Annotated in this window: 25 protein-coding genes and 1 pseudogene; 16 read left to right on the plus strand and 10 right to left on the minus strand. The window is 55.4% G+C overall.

The features are described 5' to 3' along the window. The first annotated feature begins 320 nt into the window (after positions 1 to 320). A complete protein-coding gene (locus AACQ43_RS15150) occupies positions 321 to 1,103 on the plus strand; it encodes a hypothetical protein (protein WP_168967777.1) in 783 nt (260 codons plus the stop codon). 84 nt (positions 1,104 to 1,187) lie between these two features. Here AACQ43_RS15150 and AACQ43_RS15155 read toward each other — a convergent pair whose 3' ends face one another. Further along, positions 1,188 to 2,402 carry a winged helix-turn-helix domain-containing protein gene (locus AACQ43_RS15155; protein WP_168967778.1) on the minus strand — a complete coding sequence of 405 codons (1,215 nt, stop codon included), beginning with the start codon at positions 2,400 to 2,402 and terminating at the stop codon, positions 1,188 to 1,190. Positions 2,403 to 2,779: 377 nt separating this feature from the next. On the opposite strand from AACQ43_RS15155, the gene AACQ43_RS22225 reads away from it, so the two are divergent. Further along, positions 2,780 to 3,079 (plus strand): helix-turn-helix domain-containing protein, encoded by a 300-nt coding sequence (locus tag AACQ43_RS22225; protein ID WP_445206791.1) that lies wholly within the window; start codon positions 2,780 to 2,782, stop codon positions 3,077 to 3,079. Between the two features lie 155 nt (positions 3,080 to 3,234). Further along, a complete protein-coding gene (locus AACQ43_RS22230; protein ID WP_445206792.1) occupies positions 3,235 to 3,645 on the plus strand; it encodes an integrase core domain-containing protein in 411 nt (136 codons plus the stop codon). Here the strand turns inward: AACQ43_RS22230 and AACQ43_RS15165 are convergent. After that, positions 3,641 to 4,188 (minus strand): annotated as a pseudogene (locus tag AACQ43_RS15165) (IS5 family transposase); the annotation flags it as partial. The gene AACQ43_RS22230 and the pseudogene AACQ43_RS15165 overlap by 5 nt on opposite strands. Positions 4,189 to 4,926: 738 nt before the next feature. Here AACQ43_RS15165 and AACQ43_RS15170 point away from each other — a divergent pair. The 7 genes from AACQ43_RS15170 to AACQ43_RS15195 all read left to right on the plus strand — a co-directional run bounded on the left by AACQ43_RS15170 (position 4,927) and on the right by AACQ43_RS15195 (position 9,431). Next, positions 4,927 to 5,337: a hypothetical protein gene (locus AACQ43_RS15170; protein ID WP_168967779.1), complete on the plus strand. Its 411-nt coding sequence runs from the start codon at positions 4,927 to 4,929 to the stop codon at positions 5,335 to 5,337. Positions 5,338 to 5,543: 206 nt separating this feature from the next. After that, positions 5,544 to 5,699: a helix-turn-helix transcriptional regulator gene (locus AACQ43_RS22235; protein ID WP_445206793.1), complete on the plus strand. Its 156-nt coding sequence runs from the start codon at positions 5,544 to 5,546 to the stop codon at positions 5,697 to 5,699. An 11-nt stretch (positions 5,700 to 5,710) separates the two neighbouring features. Further along, complete coding sequence (locus AACQ43_RS15175) at positions 5,711 to 7,393, plus strand: DUF927 domain-containing protein (RefSeq protein ID WP_168967781.1); 1,683 nt, start codon at positions 5,711 to 5,713, stop codon at positions 7,391 to 7,393. Positions 7,394 to 7,444: 51 nt separating this feature from the next. Continuing rightward, entirely contained in the window at positions 7,445 to 7,708 is a 264-nt protein-coding gene (locus AACQ43_RS15180; RefSeq protein WP_113995838.1) for a pyocin activator PrtN family protein, read from the plus strand. A gap of 578 nt (positions 7,709 to 8,286) precedes the next feature. After that, positions 8,287 to 8,745, plus strand: a complete 459-nt coding sequence (gene zur / locus AACQ43_RS15185) for a zinc uptake transcriptional repressor Zur (RefSeq protein WP_168967782.1) — start codon at positions 8,287 to 8,289, stop codon at positions 8,743 to 8,745. After that, positions 8,735 to 9,196 carry a chemotaxis protein CheX gene (locus AACQ43_RS15190; RefSeq protein WP_016351979.1) on the plus strand — a complete coding sequence of 154 codons (462 nt, stop codon included), beginning with the start codon at positions 8,735 to 8,737 and terminating at the stop codon, positions 9,194 to 9,196. The genes zur and AACQ43_RS15190 overlap by 11 nt, the downstream gene beginning before the upstream one ends. 4 nt (positions 9,197 to 9,200) lie before the next feature. Then, complete coding sequence (locus AACQ43_RS15195) at positions 9,201 to 9,431, plus strand: hypothetical protein (protein WP_029304812.1); 231 nt, start codon at positions 9,201 to 9,203, stop codon at positions 9,429 to 9,431. Positions 9,432 to 9,501: 70 nt separating this feature from the next. Here the strand turns inward: AACQ43_RS15195 and brnQ (AACQ43_RS15200) are convergent, their stop codons facing one another. From brnQ (AACQ43_RS15200) to AACQ43_RS15210, 3 genes are all read right to left on the minus strand, one after another. After that, positions 9,502 to 10,779 carry a branched-chain amino acid transport system II carrier protein gene (gene brnQ, locus AACQ43_RS15200; RefSeq protein ID WP_248281012.1) on the minus strand — a complete coding sequence of 426 codons (1,278 nt, stop codon included), beginning with the start codon at positions 10,777 to 10,779 and terminating at the stop codon, positions 9,502 to 9,504. A 397-nt stretch (positions 10,780 to 11,176) separates the two neighbouring features. Beyond that, positions 11,177 to 12,466: a branched-chain amino acid transport system II carrier protein gene (brnQ, locus tag AACQ43_RS15205; RefSeq protein ID WP_187268869.1), complete on the minus strand. Its 1,290-nt coding sequence runs from the start codon at positions 12,464 to 12,466 to the stop codon at positions 11,177 to 11,179. 209 nt (positions 12,467 to 12,675) lie between these two features. Further along, on the minus strand, positions 12,676 to 13,386 hold the full coding sequence (locus AACQ43_RS15210; protein WP_168967785.1) for a tRNA1(Val) (adenine(37)-N6)-methyltransferase: 711 nt from the start codon (positions 13,384 to 13,386) through the stop codon (positions 12,676 to 12,678). 128 nt (positions 13,387 to 13,514) lie between these two features. On the opposite strand from AACQ43_RS15210, the gene srmB reads away from it, so the two are divergent. Continuing rightward, the gene (srmB, locus tag AACQ43_RS15215; RefSeq protein WP_016351974.1) at positions 13,515 to 14,738 is read left to right on the plus strand and encodes an ATP-dependent RNA helicase SrmB; all 1,224 of its coding nucleotides are present in this window, start codon (positions 13,515 to 13,517) and stop codon (positions 14,736 to 14,738) included. A gap of 176 nt (positions 14,739 to 14,914) precedes the next feature. Here srmB and yaaA read toward each other — a convergent pair whose 3' ends face one another. From yaaA to tapT, 3 genes are read right to left on the minus strand one after another with little or no spacing between them, the layout of a single operon-like run. Beyond that, positions 14,915 to 15,688, minus strand: a complete 774-nt coding sequence (yaaA, locus tag AACQ43_RS15220) for a peroxide stress protein YaaA (RefSeq protein WP_168967786.1) — start codon at positions 15,686 to 15,688, stop codon at positions 14,915 to 14,917. A gap of 31 nt (positions 15,689 to 15,719) precedes the next feature. Further along, the gene (gene tapU / locus AACQ43_RS15225; RefSeq protein ID WP_168967787.1) at positions 15,720 to 16,829 is read right to left on the minus strand and encodes a type IVa pilus ATPase TapU; all 1,110 of its coding nucleotides are present in this window, start codon (positions 16,827 to 16,829) and stop codon (positions 15,720 to 15,722) included. 28 nt (positions 16,830 to 16,857) lie between these two features. Next, positions 16,858 to 17,892 carry a type IVa pilus ATPase TapT gene (gene tapT, locus AACQ43_RS15230; protein ID WP_168967788.1) on the minus strand — a complete coding sequence of 345 codons (1,035 nt, stop codon included), beginning with the start codon at positions 17,890 to 17,892 and terminating at the stop codon, positions 16,858 to 16,860. A 39-nt stretch (positions 17,893 to 17,931) separates the two neighbouring features. Here tapT and AACQ43_RS15235 point away from each other — a divergent pair, with 39 nt between their 5' ends. From AACQ43_RS15235 to AACQ43_RS15255, 5 genes are read left to right on the plus strand one after another with little or no spacing between them, the layout of a single operon-like run. Continuing rightward, positions 17,932 to 18,633, plus strand: a complete 702-nt coding sequence (locus AACQ43_RS15235; protein ID WP_016351971.1) for a YggS family pyridoxal phosphate-dependent enzyme — start codon at positions 17,932 to 17,934, stop codon at positions 18,631 to 18,633. Positions 18,634 to 18,691: 58 nt separating this feature from the next. Further along, positions 18,692 to 19,516: a pyrroline-5-carboxylate reductase gene (gene proC / locus AACQ43_RS15240; RefSeq protein ID WP_168967789.1), complete on the plus strand. Its 825-nt coding sequence runs from the start codon at positions 18,692 to 18,694 to the stop codon at positions 19,514 to 19,516. 40 nt (positions 19,517 to 19,556) lie between these two features. Beyond that, entirely contained in the window at positions 19,557 to 20,108 is a 552-nt protein-coding gene (locus AACQ43_RS15245; RefSeq protein ID WP_017411214.1) for a YggT family protein, read from the plus strand. Beyond that, a complete protein-coding gene (yggU, locus tag AACQ43_RS15250; RefSeq protein ID WP_011707385.1) occupies positions 20,108 to 20,407 on the plus strand; it encodes a DUF167 family protein YggU in 300 nt (99 codons plus the stop codon). Before AACQ43_RS15245 ends, yggU begins: the two co-directional genes overlap by 1 nt. Before the next feature lie 18 nt (positions 20,408 to 20,425). Beyond that, entirely contained in the window at positions 20,426 to 20,845 is a 420-nt protein-coding gene (locus AACQ43_RS15255) for a DUF4426 domain-containing protein (RefSeq protein ID WP_060390705.1), read from the plus strand. A gap of 56 nt (positions 20,846 to 20,901) precedes the next feature. Here AACQ43_RS15255 and AACQ43_RS15260 read toward each other — a convergent pair whose 3' ends face one another. Continuing rightward, the gene (locus AACQ43_RS15260) at positions 20,902 to 21,213 is read right to left on the minus strand and encodes a hypothetical protein (RefSeq protein WP_168967790.1); all 312 of its coding nucleotides are present in this window, start codon (positions 21,211 to 21,213) and stop codon (positions 20,902 to 20,904) included. A 112-nt stretch (positions 21,214 to 21,325) separates the two neighbouring features. Further along, complete coding sequence (locus AACQ43_RS15265; RefSeq protein ID WP_168967791.1) at positions 21,326 to 22,930, minus strand: peptide ABC transporter substrate-binding protein; 1,605 nt, start codon at positions 22,928 to 22,930, stop codon at positions 21,326 to 21,328. Between the last annotated feature and the right edge of the window lie 20 nt (positions 22,931 to 22,950).

Below are 22,950 nucleotides of genomic sequence, written 5' to 3' on the forward strand. Positions count from 1 at the left end.
GAAAATTATAGGTAATAGTGGGTTTTTCATACAAAAAATATGCTAGCAATAATTCAATTATCGCTGTCAGGATAAATGAATACATGACAATAGCCATGACGCCAGGATATTTCAATTTAAGTTTACCATTTGATTTTGCTAAGCCGGCGAGATTGTAAGTTTTATTTTTCACTATCATTCCCTATTATGTTGTTAAGTCGCATTGCATACACATCTTACGTAGTCTGGATAAGTTTTGAACTTACTATTGCTTCATTAAAAATACCAATTAAATCATTGCCTTAGGGTGGTTTATTGTCGCCTTCCTTTTTGGTAATTATTTGGAATCAAAAGTAACTTTGCTGGGTTTATCAAGTGGCTATAGTGATATGCTCATGTTAATAAAGGGGCTGTATATGTATCATGGACTTAAGGTCATCATAATCAAGATGACCTCAGCGGTTATCATCGTTGCGGCTGCCGGCTTGTATTTAATTAGCTTGGCCCATTCTGCTAAAAGTAGCCATGAAAAAATGATAGCCATGAGCACCTTCTTCAACCGACCATCAGTATTTTTTATGTATGCAGGAAAGGATAATCACCCGGAGAGTGAATATAACTATCGGTGGTTAAGAAATGGAGAGGAAATTCAGAAGGGCAAGTTCAGCATGCTGAATATAGCTATTGATGAGTTGTTAGGGGTGGTCGGCGAAGAGCTCAAAGGTTGTGTTACGATTTCTCATCGTCACAGATATAGTGAGCCAGAACATTGTGTGGTCTATCAACCGGTGGCTCAACTTTCAAATGGTTTTCCTCCGGAAGCCACACTGTTTACGTACACATACCCACAGCATACCCTGCATGCAAAGTATTATTATCATTCAGCAACATCTACTCCAGAAGGAGATAGTAAGTTTGCTTGGGTTATAAGAAAGAGAAATGGATTTGTTGGCTTGATAAAAGCATGCTCACTGAATGATCAATGTAGCTTGGATATCACTGATGATATGATACGAGAAAGCATCGGAATATTCGTTCAGCCAACGGATCAGCAAGGAAGGATTGGACGTGGTGATATAAAGTGGTTTTTTATAAATCGTAATAAAAGAGCTCTGAGTGTATAGGCCATCATTGGGTGCAGTGGCATGTGGATATCTCAGCCTCTATTAGATTATGCAGTGTATAACTTATACACTGCACATTTTATATTAGTGATAATCTTTTGAGTAAAACAACATGCCCCCGAAAATTTCACTGATATAAAGCAGGGGTTCAACTCGAGTATGTATGACAACATCTTTAGTCAATTCAGATAATAGACCTGAATATAGCTCGTTAGTATGTATCAGATTCATATTTATATTGTCAGACATTACACTCTTTTGGACGATCCTCATATAATCAGTACTAAAACCAAGATGGTTTACATAGCGTTTAACATGAAATACCTCCTCTCCTGTAGGAGTCATTAGTAGAAAGTCTTGCAACATCATGTGGTCTTTATCTGAGCCATGAGCAAGCCTGGTCCCCTTGGTATATAGTATGCCTAATTCAGAAACGCTATTGTTTTTGCAATAAGAGTAAAACTCTTTGCTACTATACATCATGCCACTAACCAGTCCATTAGTTGGCTCATCGTTTGTAGTGATATTTTTTGACAGATAATTATCTAAGCATGTCAGTTGCTCTTCAATATCACGCTTTTGATCAATAGTGAATATTCGCTGATTCACTGGTATTTTATTTTTGTATAGTATAAAGCTTAGTATTTCGCTGGACAGCAACGCTCGAAAATAATAATTATTATCTTTGGATAGATATGCATCAGTTTTAGTCAATAGCGGTCTGTCATATTTTTTCGATGAGGTATATGTGATGCTAAGCCCAGTCTGGATCTTAGATTTTACCGCTGGAGGATTGCTTTTATTTAATAATGTCAGGCTACTGATTGATGTAACCAGTATAATGGCGATAGATGTAAGGGCAATTTTGTAAGCACGTTGTTTTCTACCTGTACCATCATGGGGGATTATTTGGTTGGCGTGGGATATATCAGTCGGTTCTTCCTCTGGAGAAGAATCTTGATAGGCGTTGTCTTCTGTATATGACAGCTCGGCGATACTTGCATTCAGAGTGTATCCAACCCTTGGGATGGTGTTGATTAGGTTGGGTAGATCGTGAGACTCAAATTTTCTACGCAATAACAAAATGGCTTTATTCAGGCCTATATCACCACTGGCACTATTTCCCCAGATAGGCTCAATGAATAAATTTCGTTCTACGACGACATTGCAATGAGTACAAAGCACTTCCAAAACCTGACATTCTTTTTGACTCAAACGTATCTCTTTTCCATTGATCGTCATTTTATAATTGGCTGGCTCAAATGCAATTGAACCGTTAATCATAAAACCTTTGCTCATAAGCAGCCTTTATTATTTAAATGGTTATAATTTTAGTTCTGTTTTAAAAAGGATCAAGTTTTGCATTTGTTAATGAAATGTCGGCTCCTATTTTGTCTGATAAGGCTTGTTCTGATTTTGCTTGCGAGCATTCTAAAATGTCTATCAATATATTTTTTTGATGAAGATATGGTTTTATCAAACTGTTAAGGACGACTGGTTAGTGCCTGTCGCCTAGATGTGCTCTCTCTAGTATGTTGTTCACTCGGGGCATTCCCGGAGAATTGGAGGCACCAACCAAACCAATCACCCGAGGTGCCCGAGAGAACAACCATAAAAATGCCCGAATAGCCGTCTTTGGTCGACAGCTTCTTGTCTAGCGTATCCTTGAGCAGGGCCTGCGCGTTGAAGAGGCCGCTCACGCTGCGGAGGTCAGTACCCGCACCGCATACAAGTGGCTCACTCGATATCGCCAGGAGGGACCTGATGGTTTGTACAATCGCTCTTCTCGAGCAGCATCTTGCCCGTATGCCATTGATGACCAGCGCCAACAGAGGATTATCGAACTGCGCAAGCAGCGACTGACCTATCGGCACATCAGCCAATCTCTGGGCATAGGGCTCAGTACCGTTGCCCGTATCCTGCAACGAATGGGACTGAATCGACTGGCTAACTTGGAACCTGCCACTCTGGTATAACGCTATGAACATGAGAAGCCGGGTGACTTGCTGCATTTGGACATCAAAAAACTGGGGGGTTTCTATCGTCCCGGCCATCGTGTGACCGCCCCCAGGATGCTCCTGGGGCGGGATGGGAATATACGCATGTGGCGATTGATGAGCACTCCCATGTGGTGTTCAGTGCCCTGCATCCTGATGAAATGGGACGCAGTTCCTACCTGGCGCTGTTACAGGCACTTCGCTACTACGTCGGGCTCGGTATTCATTTCAGTCGGCTACTCACTGACAATGGAGCCTGTTATCGGTCGAAACGTTTCCAGAAGCTGTGTCGTCGGCTGGGGCTCAAGCATCCGCGCACCAAGCCTTGCACACCACAAAACAATGGCAAAGCAGAGCGCTTCATTCAGAGCTCCTGCGTGAGTGGGCCTATGCTCGGATCTATGACTCGTCAGAGCAACGGGACAGAGCTCCTGCAACCGTGGCTGCATGAGTACAACTGGCATCGTCCTCATGCCAGTCTGGGCTACCAGTCCCCCATCAGTCGTCCTCAATCTGTGAACAACCTGGCGGGTTTACACAGCTAGCTTTGCTGTCATAGGCTCCATCCGTATAAACACGCCCCAGCTTACGCCGCAGAGGGGCGAGCAATGTCGGCAATACCTCGGCATCATGGACATTTTCCAGCGAGACTTCAGCAGCCACTATATCGTGTGTCACCGAGTCTACTTCCGGATGCAACTTGCGTCAGACTCGCTACTTCTGGCCGCCATGCTTTCTGACCTTCCATTCACCCTCGCCAAACACTTTCAAGCCGGTGGAATCGATAACCAAATTGGTAACCTTGCCCTTGGGTGGCTTGCGGTATGTCACCTGCACGGTGCTGGCGCGCTTGCAGACACAGCTGTAGTGGGGTGGGGGTGGGGCTCAATCGGAGTGCTAATCAACTCGAGCAGGCCCTGAGTCACCCATAGGGATAGGTTGAAAATGCCCTTGAGCATCAGGACGGTGCTGGTGGTCTGGTCAGTGAAGAGCTGGCTACAGCCCTGTCGCCCGTGATTGTCGTGGTGGAACCAGTTGTTCATGACTTCGGCATCAACCCAGAAGGTGAGAGAGACACCGTTAATCAAAGACTTATTGTACTTAGGCTAGTTGGTGATGGAGTGAAGCAGCGTGCCCATGATGCAGACTTGAAGAGGATGCTGGTGCTCAGATCACCGAGCCCTCAGTTAGTTCCATTCAAGCTGCATCGATTTGGGCAACAACGCCCCTGACTACCCGATATTAGTGCTCTCGAATAGGAGCGAGCAATGAATTAGCTCTGAACTATTAGGATGCATTGAAACGCATTGAAAATAGGCGGCCAGATTCCAGACAAAAAGACTCAAGGGGCGAGCTTTTTGACAACTGCTTTAGCATAAAGCTCGGTAGAGACCTTCCACAATTGTGGAATTCATGCAGCAAGATTCCAGATAGATAGTTATGTGGAAAGGAGCTGGCTGGGGTTTGTTCAGGACTTGGTGGCAAGTTTCCAGAGCCTACTTTGGTCACAGAGAGGCCTTCGCTCACACCTCTCATGCATTTCACAAGTCAGGCATCAAGTTTGTACGTATAGAGCAAATTTTAATATTTTTCATATGGTTATTGAGAAATTTCCCATCGTGAGACATCCTTTCTGATATGCACTGATTGAGGGTTAGGCAATGACCGAAGGCTTCTTGTATGGTATGGCACTACTGCTAGTTTTTTTTACCTTGGTGTTTATCTGGTCGCTGTACAGCTACCGGAAACAGCACACGACGAAAAACCCAAGCCAGCATGACTGAAGAGTTGCATTTTTCTTCCTCGTGTTAACCTATTGGCAATAGGTGAACAGAGGAATTCAGCATGCGCCATGTGAAAAACATCTTTATGATGTTGATCGTCACCATCGGATTGATGGCGATTCAGGACACCAAGTTCGGCTGGTTGCTGGTTTGTTACCCTGTCACTCTGTGGGGCTGGCCGCTCTTGTCCTTTATGGTTGGACATCCTATCCGCTTTTATTTGTTGGTATTTCTCTTTTTCCCATCACTGTTTTTATGCTGGCAGGTCGCATTATCAATGTTGTTTTCAATATTGGTGATATGGGTTTACAAAACAAAGGATACACTGCCACCGCGCCCAAAATCTGGCATCGTTATCAAAAATTACTACTTCTGGTGAAGAGTCAAGAAAAAGCAAGAACTTTCACATGTGAAAGCCTCACTCTATTAGCGCATCAAAAACCAATACGCTGATAACCAGTAAATGGACCTGTAAAACCAGCCCATGAGCCAAATGCTCCATCACATTGTTTTATAGATGAATTTTATTTTTTCATTTTGTCCTAAAAGGGCAGTTTCAGCGACGATGTTTTCTACATACAACATTCAGAATGCTCCTGCCAACACATGAAAAACCAGGAGGATGTATGGCTGAAACACAAAATAGAACATTGCTAACGATGGCTGAGGTTGCTGAACTGACTTACCTTTCACAGTCGACAGTACGGCGCCTTGTAAAAGCAGGAATCTTACCAGTCCCCATCAGATTAGGCCCCACCGGCCGTTCAATTAGATTCAAGCTGTCTGACATTCAGCAATATCTAAATAACATTTGAGGGAGGTGCTTATGGAATTTCGATTACTGCCGGATGCACTGGAATGCAGGGAATCCGAACGCTGGGTAAAGATTGGAGGGCACATCAAGGTGCGAGTCCGTACCCGCGCGGCCGATCAGAAGCGTAGCTATGGCGTCCTGCTTGAGTGGAAAAATCTGGATGGGGTGTACTTACAAGATATCGTCTTAGTTAAGCATCTTCAGGGTGATAACAGCAGGCAGGTTCGGGAAATGCTGATCGATTCTGGCTATCCACTCGAACTTAGCCCCCACGCATGGCCACGTATCCAGCGCTATCTACTCAGTGAGATCCAACGTGCTGAACCTGCGACCTGTGCTGAACGAACCGGGTGGCACTCAGAAGGTTTTGTCACTCCAAGCTGGGGTGCCCCCAGGAAGAATGAAAAGCTGTACCTTCTGCGCAGGGGACTGGATATGGAGCTGAGATCATCTGGCACGCTGGAACAGTGGCAGGAAGAGATTGGCAAAGTCTGCATTGGTAATCCGCTGCTGATTTTTTGCTGTGGAGTCGCTCTGAGTGCACCTCTGCTCAGTAGCTCAGGCGTCGAAAACGTGATCTTCCATCTCTATGGCGACTCGGGCTCTGGTAAATCTACAGCAATGAAGGTAGCAACTTCGGTCTTAGGCGATGAGCCACTCATGCGAACCTGGTTGAGCACTGCCAATGGCCTAGCTGCGGCCGCAGCACTACACCACGACGTCCCGCTTTTTCTGGATGAATTATCTCAGGCCAAAGCTGAAGATGCGGATGTAGCTGTCTACTCAATTTGTAATGGTAGACCCAAGCTGAGATCCAACGAAACGGGTCAGTTAGCCATGGGAGAATCTTGGCGAACCATTGCCCTGTCAAACGGGGAGGTAACGCTGGCTGAACACTTGGCACAACTAGGTAAAGAACCATTGGCAGGACAGTTGAGCCGAGTGATTGAGATCCCGATAACAGGTCAGTATGGCATGTTTGATACACTTCACGGTTTCAAACGGGGAGACCTGCTGTCAGACGAGTTAAAGCGACGCTGTAAAAACTACTACGGTAGCTTGTTCCCCGCATGGGTAGACCGATTGGTCAGTTATGAAGAGGCGGAGCTAGCAAGAAAAGTTACGGCTCTACTCAATTATCACAGCGAACTGATGAAAGAGAACGCGGAGGTTACCCTAGGCTATTCCGTCAGTCCCCAAGTAATGCGTGTAATCAGGCATTTTGCCATAGTCCAAGTTGCGTTGATCATGGCCAACCATTTCAACCTGTTGCCTTGGCTCGAGCATCATTCAGTGAATGCTATTAACCATTGCTTCAGCCTATGGCTAAAGAACCGAGGTCATGGTTTGGACAACGAGGATTACCGGCTGTTCTGTATGCTGAAGGCCGCCATACAGGATTGGGGACCCCATATAAGACCCCAGGAAGGCCGATTGAACTCTGGGGTTGGTTACTGCCGAACACATCAGGGGGAGCTGCAATGGTTAATCAAACCTGATGTGCTGAAACAAGCGCTGAATTTGCGCCCCCAATACCGTTCACAGATGCTGCGATTAGTCAAAAGAGATTGGTTGCAATTCAACGAGTTAGATAGATTGACTCTCAAAGTCGTACAGGAGAAAAAAACGGCCCGCTATTTTGCCATCTGGCCTGAGCGTATCAAGAGAGGCCTGACCGCGCTGGAGGTTGATTGAATGGATTTCCCGGTCTTCCCAGTTATATCGGCTCTGTTGTGAGGTGACTGCATGCAAACCGTTTTTATGCTCTTGGCGCAATACGAGAAACCCATCGTACCGCTTAAAGAGATCTGTAGTGAGTATTTTGGTCTGTCATATCAAACTGCTAGACAGCGGGCAAATGCCGGGATGTTACCCATCCCAACGTTCAGAACCAGCCAAAAGAGCGACTATCTGGTGCACCTGACTGACCTGGCCAGCTATATAGATCAGCAGAGAGAGAAAGAAGTACGCAGGTTAACGGCGATCACGAAGATGGAGGCACGAAGATAATCTTCTGGATATGCAAGCCCGCGAATCGCGGGCTTTTTTTGATTTTTGGTCTTTGTCAGTGATCTAGTGCTAGACGTTCCTGCCAGCACTGCAAACAGCTCAAGGAAGGCATATAGGCAGAACCGTATGACGATGCTGCTACCCATGTACCTTCCTATTCGCTCTTAAGATCTCGAGTGGGTATAATCAAATGGTCAGCAACATCAACATAACCTGTTGATGATGTTGATTTTTGTCTTTAACGAACAAAGTTGTTGGGACATATTCGTAGAGTAGACAAGAAGAGCTGAAAGGCTTGAGAAAACCCCTGATTAAAGCCGTTTTGGCAGACACCTGCCCCATATCTGCCCCATGGAAATTGAAGGCCACGCCTGGTAAGGGCTAGAGAAAAAATCTCACCAATCCAGCATGGGGGCGATGGAAAAACGCTGCGCCTGCATAAAAATCATCCGGGTTGGCTAAACAAAGGGGGCGGATTTTACCACAACGTGAGGCAGCCCCAGAAAATGAATTTTGTCACCGCGTCAAAGGGGGCCCTGTGATAGTATCCGGCTAATAAAAAGGGTAATTGCGTGATCATGAATCAAGACCAACTTTTACAACGAGCCGAACGACTCTGCGAACAACGCGGGATCCGCTTCACCCCTACCCGGCGTCAGGTTTTCAGGCTACTGGCTGCCCACGGCAATGCCATCAGCGCCTATGATCTGTTGGCCCGGTTGCAGCAGACCGAGGCCCATGCCAAGCCGCCGACCGTTTATCGGGCACTCGATTTTCTGCTCGAACAGGGCTTTGCCCACAAGGTGGAATCGCTCAACGCCTTCATTTTCTGCTGTCACTTCGATCATGCCCACCCGATGCAACTGCTCATCTGCGATCGGTGTGGCGAGGTGGTCGAGTTGCATGACTCGGCGATCGATGGTGCGTTTTCCGAGCAAGCCCACTTGCATGGCTTTACTATTACCAATAAGACAATAGAGGCACATGGCCAATGTGCTCGCTGTACGCCCACCGTAGGAAGTCAACATGAAGGCTGATTTTGTAAACCCGTTCCTGCTTTCCTTGCTCAATGTGCTCTCCACCATGGCACAGCTCGAGCTCAAGCCAGGCAAACCCAAACGCAAGATGGACGAGCTGGCGCGCGGCGATGTCTCCGGTCTCATCGGCATGGTCGGCCCGCAGACCCGTGGCTCGCTCTCTATCAGCTTCGAGAAGGGGCTGGCGCTGGAGATCATGCGCCGGATGCTGGGCGAGGCTCCGGCCACCATCAATGAAGAAGTGACCGACATGGTGGGCGAGATCACCAATATGGTGACCGGTGGCGCCAAGCGCATGCTGGGGGAGAAGGGGTATGAGTTCGACATGGCGACCCCCATCATCGTCTCCGGCCCCAACCACACCATCACTCATCGTGCCGACGGCACCAAGATCATGATGCCATTCGAATCAGATTACGGTCGTGCCACCATCGAGATCTGTTTCGAGTAACCCTATGTGGAAAGCGCTGAAATGGTTCTTCATCGGTTGGGCCCTGCTGCTCATCCTGTCTGATCTCCAGATCACCACTTCGCTCTACAAGTACGAAGACAATCGGGTGGTCGTGAACTTTCCGCGCTGGCAGGCAGATCAGCCCTGGGGCACCTTTGAGTGGCATGCCGGGAGGGTGGAGGCCCATTGGTATGGTCTGGCAGGCAGACCCAAGCAGGTAGACCCGCTGCTGTAGCAGCCAGGATGACAGATCCAATGCAAGAGGCCAGCTGATGCTGGCCTCTTGTCGTTGGTCGCCCGGTTGATCAGGCCGCTTCGGCTGCCAGATCTTCGCGGGGGCGCAGCAGCATGCCGAGGCCGCAGGTCAGCAGGGTGGGCAGCAACCAGGCCAGCCCCTTGTCGAACAGCGGCAGGAAGGCGAACGCATCCATCTGCATGCCGGCCGCTCCCAGCCCGTCCAGACAGCCGAACAGAAAAGCCACCAGCAACACGGCGCGAAACGTCAGTCGTGGCCGGCCGAAGTAGCCCTGCATCAAGGTCACCAGCACCAGTGCGATGGCGACCGGGTAGATGGCGACCAGCACCGGGATGGAGAGGCTGATGAGCTGGCTCAGCCCGACGTTGGCCACCAGGATGGAGACACACCCCATCAGCAGTACCCACTTGCGGTATGTCCAGCCGGCCAGACCGTGGAAGTAGTCGGCGCTGGCGCAGAGCAGGCCGACCGCGCTGGTGAAGCAGGCCAGGGTGATGATGGCGGCCAGGATCAACTGGCCGTAGTGGCCGAACAGGCGCAACACATAGGCGTTGACGATGGCGCCGCCATTGTCGACGTTGGTCACCACGCCCGCCGCGCTGTTGCCCAGGTAGAACAGGGAGATGTAGACCGCCGAGAGGCCAACTGCCGAGATGAGGCCTGCGATGGTCAGATACTTGAACTGGTTCGGGTAGTCCTCGATGCCCGTGCGCCTCAGTAGGCCGATGATGAGGGCACCGAACATCAGGGAGGCGAGGGTATCCATGGTGTTGTAGCCTTCCAGCATGCCCTTGATGAGCGGGGTATCGATATAGTCGCCGCTGGCCTCCGGCATGCCGCCCTGTGGGGCGATGACGACGCCGAGCGCCAGGATCAGCAGCATCACCATCAAGGCCGGAGTCAGGTACTTGCCCACCGCATCCAGCAGCCTGCCCCGATCCAGCGACACCAGGACCACCAGCGCAAAGAAGCACAGGCTGTAGAGCAGCAACCCGTGCTGGCCGGCTTCGCCGAGCCAGGGCTTGAGCCCCATCTCGTAGGCCACCAGCCCGGTGCGGGGGGTGGCAAAGGCCGGCCCCATGATGATGTAGATGGCGATGGCCAGCGCCGTGGCCACCCAAGTCGGCAGATAGCGGGTCATCGCCGTCCAGCCGCTGCTGCCTTGTCCGGCGCTGCCTCTGGCAACGGCGACCAGCGTCAACAGGGGCAGACCCACTGCTGTCAGCAGAAAGCCGACCATGGCTGGCATCAGATGCTCACCGGCCATGAAGCCTGCGAGCGGTGGAAAAATGATGTTGCCTGCCCCCAGATAGAAAGCAAACGTCATAAAACCCAGTCCGAATATATCGGACAACTTCAGTGATTTCGTCAAACCTGACCTCATCTGCCTTATCAGCTTGTTTTTGTTGATTGCACCCACTGCCTGGCAGATATCCGCATAACAATGCTTACTTCTCCTCCACGATGAGCACATCGATAAAGGAGCACTCTTCTGAGCATAAAGAAGAGATGTTTGATCTCAATCACACATTAATATCTTGAAACAATTCAATTGACCAGAATAAATCACCGACGGATCAGCTGCTGGCTGCTGTGAGGGAGGTCGGGCGTGGCGACATGGCTCTGGCAGCCGGAAAGGGACAACAGGTGGTAATAAAAGGCTGCTGGCTGACAAACAAAAGAGCCTGCACAAGGCAGGCTCTTTGAGAGGGACGGGAGCGAAATCAGGCGGCTTCGGCAGCCAGTTTCTCGCCGGAGCGTACCGCCATGCCGAGGCCACAGGCCAGCAGGGTCGGCAGCAACCAGGCCAGGCCCTTGTCGAACAGCGGCAGGAAGGCAAACGCATCCATCTTCATGCCGGCGGCACCCAGACCGTCCAGGCAGCCAAACAGGAAGGCGACCATCAGTACGGCGCGGAACACCAGGCGCGGGCGGCCGAAGTAACTCTTCAGGAAGGTGACCAGCACCAGTGCCACGGCAACCGGGTAGATAGCGACCAGCACCGGGATGGAGAGACTGATGAGCTGGCTCAGGCCCACGTTGGCTACCACGCCGCAGATGACCCCCAGCAACACTACCAGTTTCTTGTAGCTCATGCCGGTCAAGTTGTGGAAGAAGTCGGAGCAGGCGGAGATCAGACCCACGGCGGTGGTGAAACAGGCCAGGGTGATGATGGCTGCCAGGATGAACTGACCCGGCTGACCGAACAGGCTCAACACATAGGCGTTGACGATGGCACCGCCGTTGCTGATGTCGGTGGCGACGCCGGCTGCGGTGTTGCCCAGCTGGAACAGGGAGACGTAGACCACGGACAGACCGATGGCGGAGATGATGCCCGCGATGGCCAGGTATTTGAACTGGCTCTGGTAGTCATGAATGCCTTTCTGACGCAACAGGTCGACGATCAGGGCGCCGAACATCAGGGACGCCAGGGTGTCCATGGTGTTGTAGCCTTCCAGAATCCCTTTCACAAAGGGGCCGTTCTGATAGTCGCCGGAAGAGACCGGCATATTACCTTGCGGGGCGACGAACACACCGATGGCCAAGGTCAGCAGCAACAGCATCAGCACCGGAGTCAGGTATTTGCCGATGGCATCCATCAGCTTGCCCTGATTGAGGGAGACCAGAATGGCCACGCCGAAGAACAGTACAGTATAGGCCGCCAGACCGGCTTGACCCATATCACCAATGAAAGGCTTGAGGCCCATTTCGTAAGCCACCAGGCCGGTACGGGGGGCGGCGAAGGCCGGGCCGATAATGATGTAGATGGCGACGGCCAGAGCGGTGGCGACACCAGCCGGCAGCAGCTTGGTCATGCCGGTCCAGCCATTGCCTGCCTTGGCGACGGCGATGATGGTGATAAGGGGCAGGCCCACGGCGGTGACCAGGAAACCCAGCATGGCGAGAGAGAGGTGCTCACCCGCCATGTAACCGGCCAACGGCGGGAAGATGATGTTGCCGGCGCCCAGATAGAAGGCGAAGGTCATGAAGCCCAATCCGAGCACGTCGGACATTGTGAGTGATTTCGTCAAGTTCAACCTCGTCTGTCTTGTAAACTATTGCTTGTTATAGTTTTTTATTGGTCATCGACCGATATTGTTCAGGGGTAAAAAAAATGAGCCCCGCTTGTTTTTTCATCGCGACCAGTGGTTTGAGCTGGTCTTGAGCGGGTGCTCGTTTAGGAGTCAGCATAATGGCGTGAAAAAATAGTTCAAGACGAAATTTACATCTTCAAATAGAAGGGGCTGGTCAGTTGGATGTATCTGTCGGAATAGGTTCCATCAGCAGAATGGATCACAATTTCACCCCGCTCACACTTGTTTAATCCTCTGCCAAGTCGCAATAAAACACGATTTGCCGCTTTTCCTGCCCTGGTGATAACAGCTGTATAACAAACGGCGTGCAGATCATAATTTGCCGAGATGCATAAAATTTCATCGGCCATGGCCGTTGGCACGACCAGCGCAACCTCGCCGTTGGGGGCCAATAGCCGGTCACAGGCGACCAGCAGATCCCGGCTGTCGAGGCCGCCGGTATGGCGTGCCAATGCCCTGGCGGGATCGCGAAATGACTGGCCCGCCACGAAGTAGGGGGGGTTGGAGACGATCAGATCGTAAGGGGCGGCCTGATAGTTTTGAATGGCGCTCTCGATGACGGTGACCCGCTCATGCCAGGGGGAGGCTGCCGCATTCTCGCGAGCCTGCCGGGCTGCATTGCTATCCAGCTCTACCGCATCGATGTGGCAGTCGGCAGGGCTGCGCTGGGCCAGCATCAGGGCGATGAGGCCGCTGCCGCTGCCAATGTCGAGCACCCGGCGGGCGTTGGTGACAGGCGCCCAGGCGCCGAGCAGGATGCCATCGGTGCCGACTTTCATGGCGCAGCGATCGTGATCAACATGAAATTGCTTGAAGGTAAAACCGCTGTTTCGTCCCATCCGACTCCCGTCCTGTGCCAGCGCCGCAGAAAATGGTCGGCGATTATAGCGACTAAGCCACAGTCGCCATAGGAGCCGACGACATAATCGCCTATAATCTGCCGTTTCCTTAATGACCGAGTATTGCCATGAGCCAGTCCTTTGATGATTTCGACCTGAATCCAGCCCTCAACCGGGCCTTGGCCGAGATGGGTTTCACCCGCCCCACCACCATTCAGCAAATGGTGCTGGAGCCAGCCCTGGACGGCCGCGATATTCTGGCATCCGCCCCGACCGGTACCGGTAAGACCGCCGCCTTCTTGCTGCCGGCCCTGCAGCATCTGCTGGACTTCCCGCGCCGCAAGCCGGGTCCGTGCCGCATGCTGGTGCTGACCCCGACCCGCGAGCTGGCGCTGCAGGTCACCGCCCACGCCAAGGCGCTGGCGGCTCACACCAACCTCAGCATCGAGACCATCATCGGCGGCGTCAGCCATGAAGAGCAACTGCCGGCCCTGACCAAGACCACCGACATCGTGGTGGCCACCCCGGGCCGCCTGCTCGAGTACATCGAGAAAGAGGAGTTCGAGAGCCACGATATCGAGGTACTGGTGCTGGACGAAGCGGACCGCATGCTGGATATGGGCTTCATCAAGGATGTGAACCGCATCGTGGAAGAGGCGCGTTATCGCAAGCACACCATGCTGTTCTCCGCCACCCTGGAAGGGGCAGGCCTTGAGAAGTTCGCCAACGATATCCTGAAGGAGCCGGTAGAGCTACACGCCGAGCCGCCCCGCAGCGAACGTCGTCCCATCACCCAGTGGGTGCACCTGGCCGACGATGCTGCTCACAAGCTGGCCCTGCTGGTACACATCCTGAAAGATCCCGAGACCCAGAAAGCCATCATCTTCGTCAAGACCCGTGAGCGGCTGGCGGAGCTGTCCGGTCAGCTGCAGGCGGCTGGCGTCTCCTGCGCCTGGATCCGCGGCGAGATGGAGCAGAGCAAGCGCATCGAGTCGATCCGCAAGTTCCATGAAGGGGAAGTGCCCTTCCTCATCGCCACCGACGTGGCCGCCCGCGGCATCGACCTGCCCAACGTCAGCCATGTCATCAACTACGACATGCCCTACGGCGCCGATGTCTATGTCCACCGGATCGGCCGCACCGGTCGTGCCGGCAACCGCGGTTGCGCCATCAGCCTGGTGGAAGCCCACGACATGGCGATGGTCGCCAAGATCGAGCGCTACACCGAAGAGCGTCTCAAGCGCCGGGTGATCGACGAACTGCGCCCCAAACATAAAGAGGCGCGGGTGCCGGTGAAGAAGAAAAAGCCGAAGGACGACAAGAAGAAGTCGGCCAAGAAGAAAAAGAAGTAAGCCTGCCCGCCACAACGGCCATCCCCGGATGGCCGTTGTGCTATCTGGTACTCACTCGATGGGGGCCAGAAAAGAAAAAAGCCGACGTATAAACGTCGGCCAATAAAAAGTGCTTACAACAGAGGATTCACCTATTCAGACTTGGGGATCCTGAATTTGGTTCCCTCGGGTCGTAATTAATTTTCAGCGCGTTTGAACATCAGGGTATTGGCGTCGGACTCTTCCGCTACGAAGTAGTAGCCATCGGTGTTGAACCCGGTCAGCTGTTCCACCTTGGTGAGTCTGTGCTTGATGATGTGACGGGCCATCATGCCGCGCGCCTTCTTCGCGTAGAAGCTGATGATCTTGAACTGGCCGTTCTTCTCGTCCTTGAACACCGGCGTGATGATGCGCCCCTGCAGGGCCTTGGGACGTACCGACTTGAAGTACTCGTCGGAGGCGAGATTGATCAGCACCTCGTCTCCCTGAGCGGCCAGCGCCTTGTTCAGGTGGGCGGTGATGATGTCGCCCCAGAACTGGTAGAGATCCTTGCCACGCCCGTTGTCGAGGCGGATCCCCATCTCCAGCCGGTAAGGCATCATCAGATCGAGCGGACGCAGCACCCCGTAGAGACCGGAGAGCATGCGCAGGTGTGCTTGGGCGAAGTCGAAATCAGCCTCGCTGAAATCCTCCACCGCCAGTCCCGTATAGACATCCCCCTTGAAGGCCAGTAGCGCCTGGCGGGCATTGGCCGGGGTGAAGTCGGGTTGCCAGTCGGCAAAGCGGGCGGCGTTGAGGCCGGCCAGCTTGTCGCTGATCTTCATCAGGCTGGCGATCTGGTCCGGGCTCAGCTGGCGGGCCCGGCCGATCAGCTCGGCGGAGTGGTCCAGCAGCTCGGGTTGGGTGAAACGAGAAGTCACCAGCGGCGACTCGTAATCCAGCGTCTTGGCCGGGGAAACCACAATCAGCATAACGATCCTTTATAGCGGTGACGCACGCCCCTCATTCATCCAGGGTGACGTTGTCGAGAGTGCCTGCACCCAGCTGCTCGCGCCCTGACAGCTTGATCAGCAGTCGCAGGTCGTTGGCCGAGTCGGCATGGGCAAGGGCTTCACTGTAGCCAATTTGGCCGGCACAGAACAGGGCGAACAGCGCCTGATCGAAGGTCTGCATGCCGAGCTCGGTGGACTTGGTCATCACCTCCTTGAGCCGGTGCACCTCCCCCTTGCGGACGATATCGGTGATGAGCGGGGTGTTGAGCAGCACCTCGAAGGCCGCACAGCGACGGCGCCCGTCCAGGCTGGGCAGCAGTTGCTGGGCCACGATGGCACGCAGGTTGAAGGAGAGATCGAACAGGAACTGGCGGTGTTTCTCCTGAGGGACCAGGTGCAGGATGCGGTCCAGCGCCTGGTTGGCATTGTTGGCATGCAGGGTGGCGAGGCAGAGATGACCTGTCTCGGCAAACTGCAGGGCAAACTCCATGGTCTCCTGGCTGCGGATTTCGCCGATCAGGATCACGTCTGGCGCCTGGCGCAGCGAACTCTTCAGCGCCACGTCGAACGACGCTGTGTCTATGCCCACCTCGCGCTGGGTGATCAGGCTGCGGCCGTGCTGATGCACGAACTCCACCGGATCTTCCACCGTCAGGATGTGGCCGTCCATATGCTGGTTGCGATAACCGATCATGGCCGCCTGGGTGGTGGATTTGCCAGCGCCGGTGGCACCGACGAACAGCACCAGCCCGCGCTTGGCCAGGGCGATCTCCTGCAGGATGGGGGGCAGCGCCAGCTCGTCAAAGGTGGGAATGCGGGTCTCGATACGGCGCAGCACCATGCCCGGCAGCTCCTGCTGCCAGAAGGCACTGACCCGAAAGCGGCCAAGCACCTCGCGGTGAATGGCGTAGTTGGCCTCCTTGGTGTGCAGATAGCGCTCGAAGTGCTCAGGGCTCAGGGTCTCCTTGACCAGCGCCAGCGCCCCTGCCTTGTCGAGGGGGACTTCTGTCAGCGACTGCAGGTGGCCGTTGACCTTGAGGGTCGGCGGCGTGCCGACCGTGATGAACAGATCCGAGCCTTTGCGGGCGACCAGCTCGGTCAGCAGGGCATCCAGATTCATAACGACTCCTTCCCTAGATTCGTCGTGGTTAGATGGTATTGGGATCGACCGCCTTGGCCTTGGCATCGAGCGCCGCCACCATGCCGCGACTCACCAGCTGCTTGAGGCTCTGATCCATGGTCTGCATGCCGTGGGTCATCCCGGTCTGGATCACCGAGTAGAGCTGGGCAATCTTGTCTTCCCGGATGAGGTTTCGTACGGCGGGAATGCCCATCATGATTTCGTGGGCTGCCACCCGGCCGCCGCCGATACGCTTGAGCAGGGTCTGGGAGATGACCGCCCGCAGCGACTCGGAGAGCATGGAGCGCACCATGTCTTTTTCCGGACCGGGGAAGACGTCGATGATCCGGTCGATGGTCTTGGCCGCCGACGAGGTGTGCAGGGTGCCGAACACCAGGTGGCCGGTCTCGGCCGCGGTCATGGCCAGACGAATGGTTTCCAGGTCACGCATCTCGCCCACCAGGATGATGTCCGGGTCTTCCCGCAGCGCCGAGCGCAGGGCGTTGCTGAAGCTCTTGGTATCGCGGTGTACTTCCCGCTGGTTCACCAGACAGCGCTTGTTCTCGTGCACGAATTCGATGGGATCCTCGATGGTGAGGATGTGGTGATGAAAGTTCTCGTTGATGTAGTTGACCATGGCCGCCAGGGTGGTGGATTTGCCCGAGCCGGTCGGGCCGGTCACCAGTACCAGACCGCGGGGGTATTCGGCAATCTTGCGAAAGATCTCCGGCGCGTCCAGATCTTCGAGGCTCAGCACCGTGCTGGGGATGGTCCGAAATACCGCGCCGGAGCCGCGTGCCTGCTGGAAGGCGTTGACCCGGAAGCGGGCGAGGTTCGGCACCTCGAACGAGAAGTCCACCTCGAAGTTCTCCTCCAGTTCCTTGCGCTGGTGGTCGTTCATGATGTCGTAGATGAGGGCGTGCACTTCCCGGTGTTCCAGGGCGGGCAAATTGATCTTGCGAACCTCGCCATCAACCCTGATCATCGGGGGAACCCCGGCCGAGAGGTGTAGATCCGAGGCTTTATGTTTTACACTGAAAGCCAATAACTCTGTGATATCCATAGATTTGTCATTCTCCCATCACAAGATCACTAACGAAACATGAACCAGATTGCCGAGCACCTGCTTCAGGTCAAGGAACGTATTGTACAAGCCGCCAGTCGCGCGGGCCGAAGCCGCGATCACATCCAGCTGCTGGCGGTCAGCAAGACCAAACCGCTGGAGGCCGTTTGCGAGGCCTATGCCGCCGGTCAGCGCCGCTTCGGCGAATCCTACGCCCAGGAAGCGGCGACCAAGATAGATACCCTGCGTGAGCAAGGGGTCTGTGCAGACATAGAGTGGCACTTTATCGGCCCGCTGCAATCGAACAAGTCCAAGCTGGTGGCCGAGCGTTTCGACTGGGTGCAGAGCGTGGACAGAGAGAAGCTGATCGAACGCCTGAACAACCAGCGCCCGAGCGGGCTCGCACCGCTAAATGTCTGTCTGCAAATCAATATTAGCGGAGAGAGCAGCAAATCCGGAACGTCGGAGCAAGAGATTTTCCGCCTGGCTGAACTGGTCTCCCGCTGTGAACGGCTGCGGCTGCGCGGCCTGATGGCGATTCCGGAGCACACCAGCGACGAGGCGGTGCTGGCCGCCCAGATGGTGCGCATGCAGACTCTGTTCACCGAGCTTGCGCAACAATACCCGGGCGTCGACACCCTCTCGATGGGGATGACCGAGGATCTCGAACTGGCGATCGGCCACGGCAGCACCATGGTGCGAGTCGGTACCGCCATCTTCGGTGCCCGCGACTATTCATGAGCAAGGCCCGGGATGCGATGCATCGGGCAGTGCTTTTTTCAGGTAACAGGAGCGTTTGATGCAGCATAGAATCCTCGCCTTTATCGGGGCGGGCAACATGAGCCGCAGTATCATTGCCGGTCTGGTTCAGGCGGGCTATCCGGCCGACCGGATCATCGCCGCCAACCCCAGTCGGCCCAAGCTGGATGCGCTGGCCAACGACTATGGCATCCGCATCACCCAGGACAACGCCGAGGCGGCCCGGGCGGCGGAGGTGATCGTGCTGGCGGTCAAGCCGCAGCTGATGGCCGCCATGCTGAGCGCGCTGGTGGCACAGCTGGGCACGCTGGAGGGCAAGCTGCTCATCTCCATCGCCGCCGGCATCAAGGTGGCGCGGCTGGCCGAGATGGCGGGCGGCCACGGCCGGATCATCCGCACCATGCCGAACACCCCCTCTCTGCTGGGGCTGGGGATGACCGGGCTGTACGCGCCGCCCGGCATCGAGCAGGCTGACCGGGAGCTGGCCGAGCAGATGATGCAGGCGGTGGGCAAAACCCTGTGGGTGGAGCAGGAGTCCAGCATCAACGGCGTCATCGCCGCGGCCGGCAGTGCGCCCGCTTATTTCTTCCTGTTCATGCAGGCCATCGCCGAAGAGGCCGAGGCCATGGGCTTCTCCCCCGAGCAGGCCCGCCTGCTGGTGCAGCAGACCGCTCTTGGTGCGGCCGCCATGGTCGAGCAAAATCCCGAGCTGTCGTTGCAGACCCTGCGCGAGCAGGTGACCAGCAAGGGCGGCACCACCGCCGAGGCGATCAAGACTTTCCAGCAGCAGGGACTGATGCCGCTGACGGCACACGCCATGCAGGCGGCCGTTGCCCGGGCCGGCGAAATGGAAACCCTGTTCTGAACCCGATTTCTCTTACTCTCTGTCTCAACCTGGAGCCCAGATGAACACTGCTTACTTTCTGATTAACACGATTTTTGACCTCTATCTCATGGTGGTGCTGTTGCGCGTCTGGCTGCAGTGGGCCCGCGCAGACTTCTACAACCCCATGAGCCAGATGGTGGTCAAGCTGACCAATCCGCTGGTGGTGCCGCTGCGCCGGATCATTCCCGGGTTTGGTGGGCTGGACATGGCCTCTGTGCTGCTGGCCATCATCATCGCCTTCGCCAAGCTGGCACTGCTCAAGAGCATGAACGTGCTGCTGGCCGACTGGCTCACCCTCAGCCTGTTTGCCGGGCTCACCGTGCTGAAGAAGGCCGGCTCCATGATCTTCTGGGTGCTGCTGATCCGCGCCATCCTGAGCTGGGTCAGCCAGGGTCGCAACCCCATCGAGTACGTGATGCACCAGCTGACCGAGCCCTTCCTGGCCCCCATCCGCCGCATTCTGCCGGCACTGGGCGGGCTGGATCTCTCCGTGTTGGTCGCCTTTATCGGGCTGCAGGCCATAAACTATCTGTTGGGCGATCTGTTCGGCCAGCTGTGGTGGATGATTTGATGGCAGCCGTCCTGCGGGAAGGGGATGAGCTGATAATGCATCTGATGATCCAGCCCAAGGCGAGTCGGGATCAGATCGTCGGATTGCACGGAGAAGAGTTGAAAGTGGCCATCACGGCGCCGCCGGTGGATGGCCAGGCCAACAGCCACTTGATCAAGTATCTGGCCAAGCAGTTCAAGGTGGCCAAGGGGCAGGTTCGCATCGTGCGGGGGGAGCTGGGGCGGCACAAGACGGTCGCCATCGAGGCGCCCAGGCAGATCCCCGCCGAGGTCAGTGCCCTGCTGGACAATCAGGGTTAACACGAGAAGGATGACATCATGAAAACAGCCTGGATAAGCTGCCTGCTGGCACTGCTGCTGACCTTGCCCCTGCGGGCCGAACAGATGAAGGAGCTGGGCCCCTGGCAGGTGCACTACAGTGCCTTCAACTCCAGCTTCCTCACCCCCGAGGTGGCCAAGGCCTATGGTCTGGAGCGCAGCCGCTACAACGGCATCGTCAACATCGCGGTGCAGAACAAGCAGGGGGTCGCCCAGGCGGTGGGGATCAGCGGCGAGGCCAAGAACCTCACCGGCACCATCCGCACTCTGAGCTTCCAGGAGGTCAAGGAGGGGGATGCCATCTACTATCTGGCGGTGCTGCCCTATCGCAACGAAGATACCTACCAGTTCACCCTGAAGATCATGGGGGAGGGGCAGCAGCAGACGCTGACCTTCCAGCAGACCTTCTACGTCGACTGATGCCGACGCCGGTGATGCCCTGTAAAAAAGCCCCGAACGCAGGTTCGGGGCTTTTTTTATGACGGCGAGTCGGTTGGTGGGGTGAAGTCGTGGATCTCCCCGATCCGCGGGGTGAAGCGGGGATCCTGATCCCGGTTGTGCTCCACCCACTCCATGGCCTGACAGAAGCTCTCCCGCTTCGAGAATTCGCTGCGCACCTGATCGATGGCCCGCTCCGCGCTGCGCCGCTCCATCTTGCTGGCCTTGCGGTCGCTGAACTGCTTGTGCTGGGCCAGCATCCATTCGGTGAATGCCTGGCGGCACTGTGCCTCGCTGGCGGCCTGGGCGGGCAGGGCTGTAAGCAGGGCGATCATCAATAAATAGCGCATAACAACATCGGTGATTGAGGGGCGTGATTGTCTGAAAGGGCGGCATTCTATGCCGAAAACTTGAGCATGAACAGGGGGAGAGAGGGGGCCGGCATGGCCGGCCCCTACAGGGTCAGTGTTTGACGAGGTAGAGCTGGCGGCTGTAGGCCACGTCTTCCGGATTGTTGATGGGATAGCCCTTGAGCCAGGGCTTGATCAGCCGAGCGTTGGTGTACTGATAGATGGGGGCGATGGGCGCCTCGTCCTGCAGTATGGTTTCGGCCTCATCGAACAGGCTGGCCCGTTCACGGGGATCCTGGCTGTTGGCAGCCTTGGCCAGCAGGGCATCGTAGCCGGCATTGGCGAAGCGGGCCATGTTGCCGCTGTGGTGGGAGCCCCACAGGCCGAGGAAGGCGGACGGATCGTTGTAGTCGGCCACCCAGGAGGAGCGGATCACCTCGAACTGGCCGCTCTGGCGGCTGTCGAGATAGGTTTTCCACTCCTGATTGGTGAGCTCGACCCGGGCCCCCAGCTTCTGTTTCCACAGGTTGGCGATGGCCAGCGCCATCTTCTTGTGTACCTCGGCCGTGTTGTAGAGCAGGGTCAGCTTGAGCGGGTTGGCCGGGCCGTAGCCCGCCTCCTTGAGCAGGGCTCTGGCCTTGTCGTCCAGCTCCTGCTGACTGCTGCTGGAGAGCAGGTTGGCCTTGGGCTCGAAGCCGGCAACCACGTCCGGGGTGAAGTGATAGGCCGGTTTTTCTCCGGTACCCAGGATCTTGCTGGCGATGAGGCCCCGATCGATGGTGTAGGAGAGCGCCTTGCGCACCCGCACGTCGTTGAGGGGCGCGCGCTGGGTGTTGAAGGCGTAGTAGTAGGTGCCGAGCTGATCCGGGGTATAGACCTCGCCCGGGATCTGCTGCATCAGTTTGTGATACTGCTCCTTGGGGAAGGACTCGGTGATGTGCAGGTCGCCGGCCAGGTAGCGGTTGGTGGCCGCGCTCTCCTGATTGATGGGCACGAAGGTGACCTTGGTCAGCACGGTATGGGCGCGATCCCAGTAGTAGGGGTTGGGGGTCAGCTCCAGCTTCTCGTTCACCACCCGGTGACTCAGCACGAAGGCACCGTTGCCGACCAGCTTGCCGGGCTGGGTCCACTGGTTGCCGTATTGCTCCATGCTGGCGCGATGCAGCGGCGACAGGCTGGGGTGGGTCAGCAGGCTCAGGAAGTAGGGCACCGGCTGGGAGAGGGTCACCTGCAGGGTATGTTCATCGAGGGCCTTCACCCCGAGCTCTGCGGGGGGCAGCTTGCCGGCCACGATCTCATCCACCTTGTCGAAGCGAGCCAGCTGGGCGAACCAGGCAAAGGTGGCCGCTTCTTTGGGATCGACCAGTTTGCGCCAGCCGTAGACGAAGTCGGCGGCCTGCACGGGATCGCCGTTGGACCAGCGGGCGTCCGGTCGCAGATGGAAGGTGAAGCGCTGGTTGCCTTGGTTGTCCCAGCTGGCGGCCACACCGGGCTGCACCTTGCCGTCCGGTCCCTGGGTCAGCAGCCCCTCGTAGAGATCCCGCAGTACCTGCAACTCGGGCAGGCCGACCAGCTTGAGCGGGCTCAGGCTCGCCGGTTCGTCTTTCAGATGACGCACGACGGCCTGTTCGGCAGCGAGCTGGGTGCCGGGTGGAACATCGGCAGCCTGGATACAGGCACAGCCCAGCAGGGCCAACAGGGGACTCCATCCTTTCATGGTTGATCCTTCAAATAGTG

The sequence above is a fragment of the Aeromonas sp. DNRA1 genome (assembly GCF_963888745.1).
Classification (GTDB): Bacteria; Pseudomonadota; Gammaproteobacteria; order Enterobacterales; family Aeromonadaceae; genus Aeromonas; species Aeromonas hydrophila.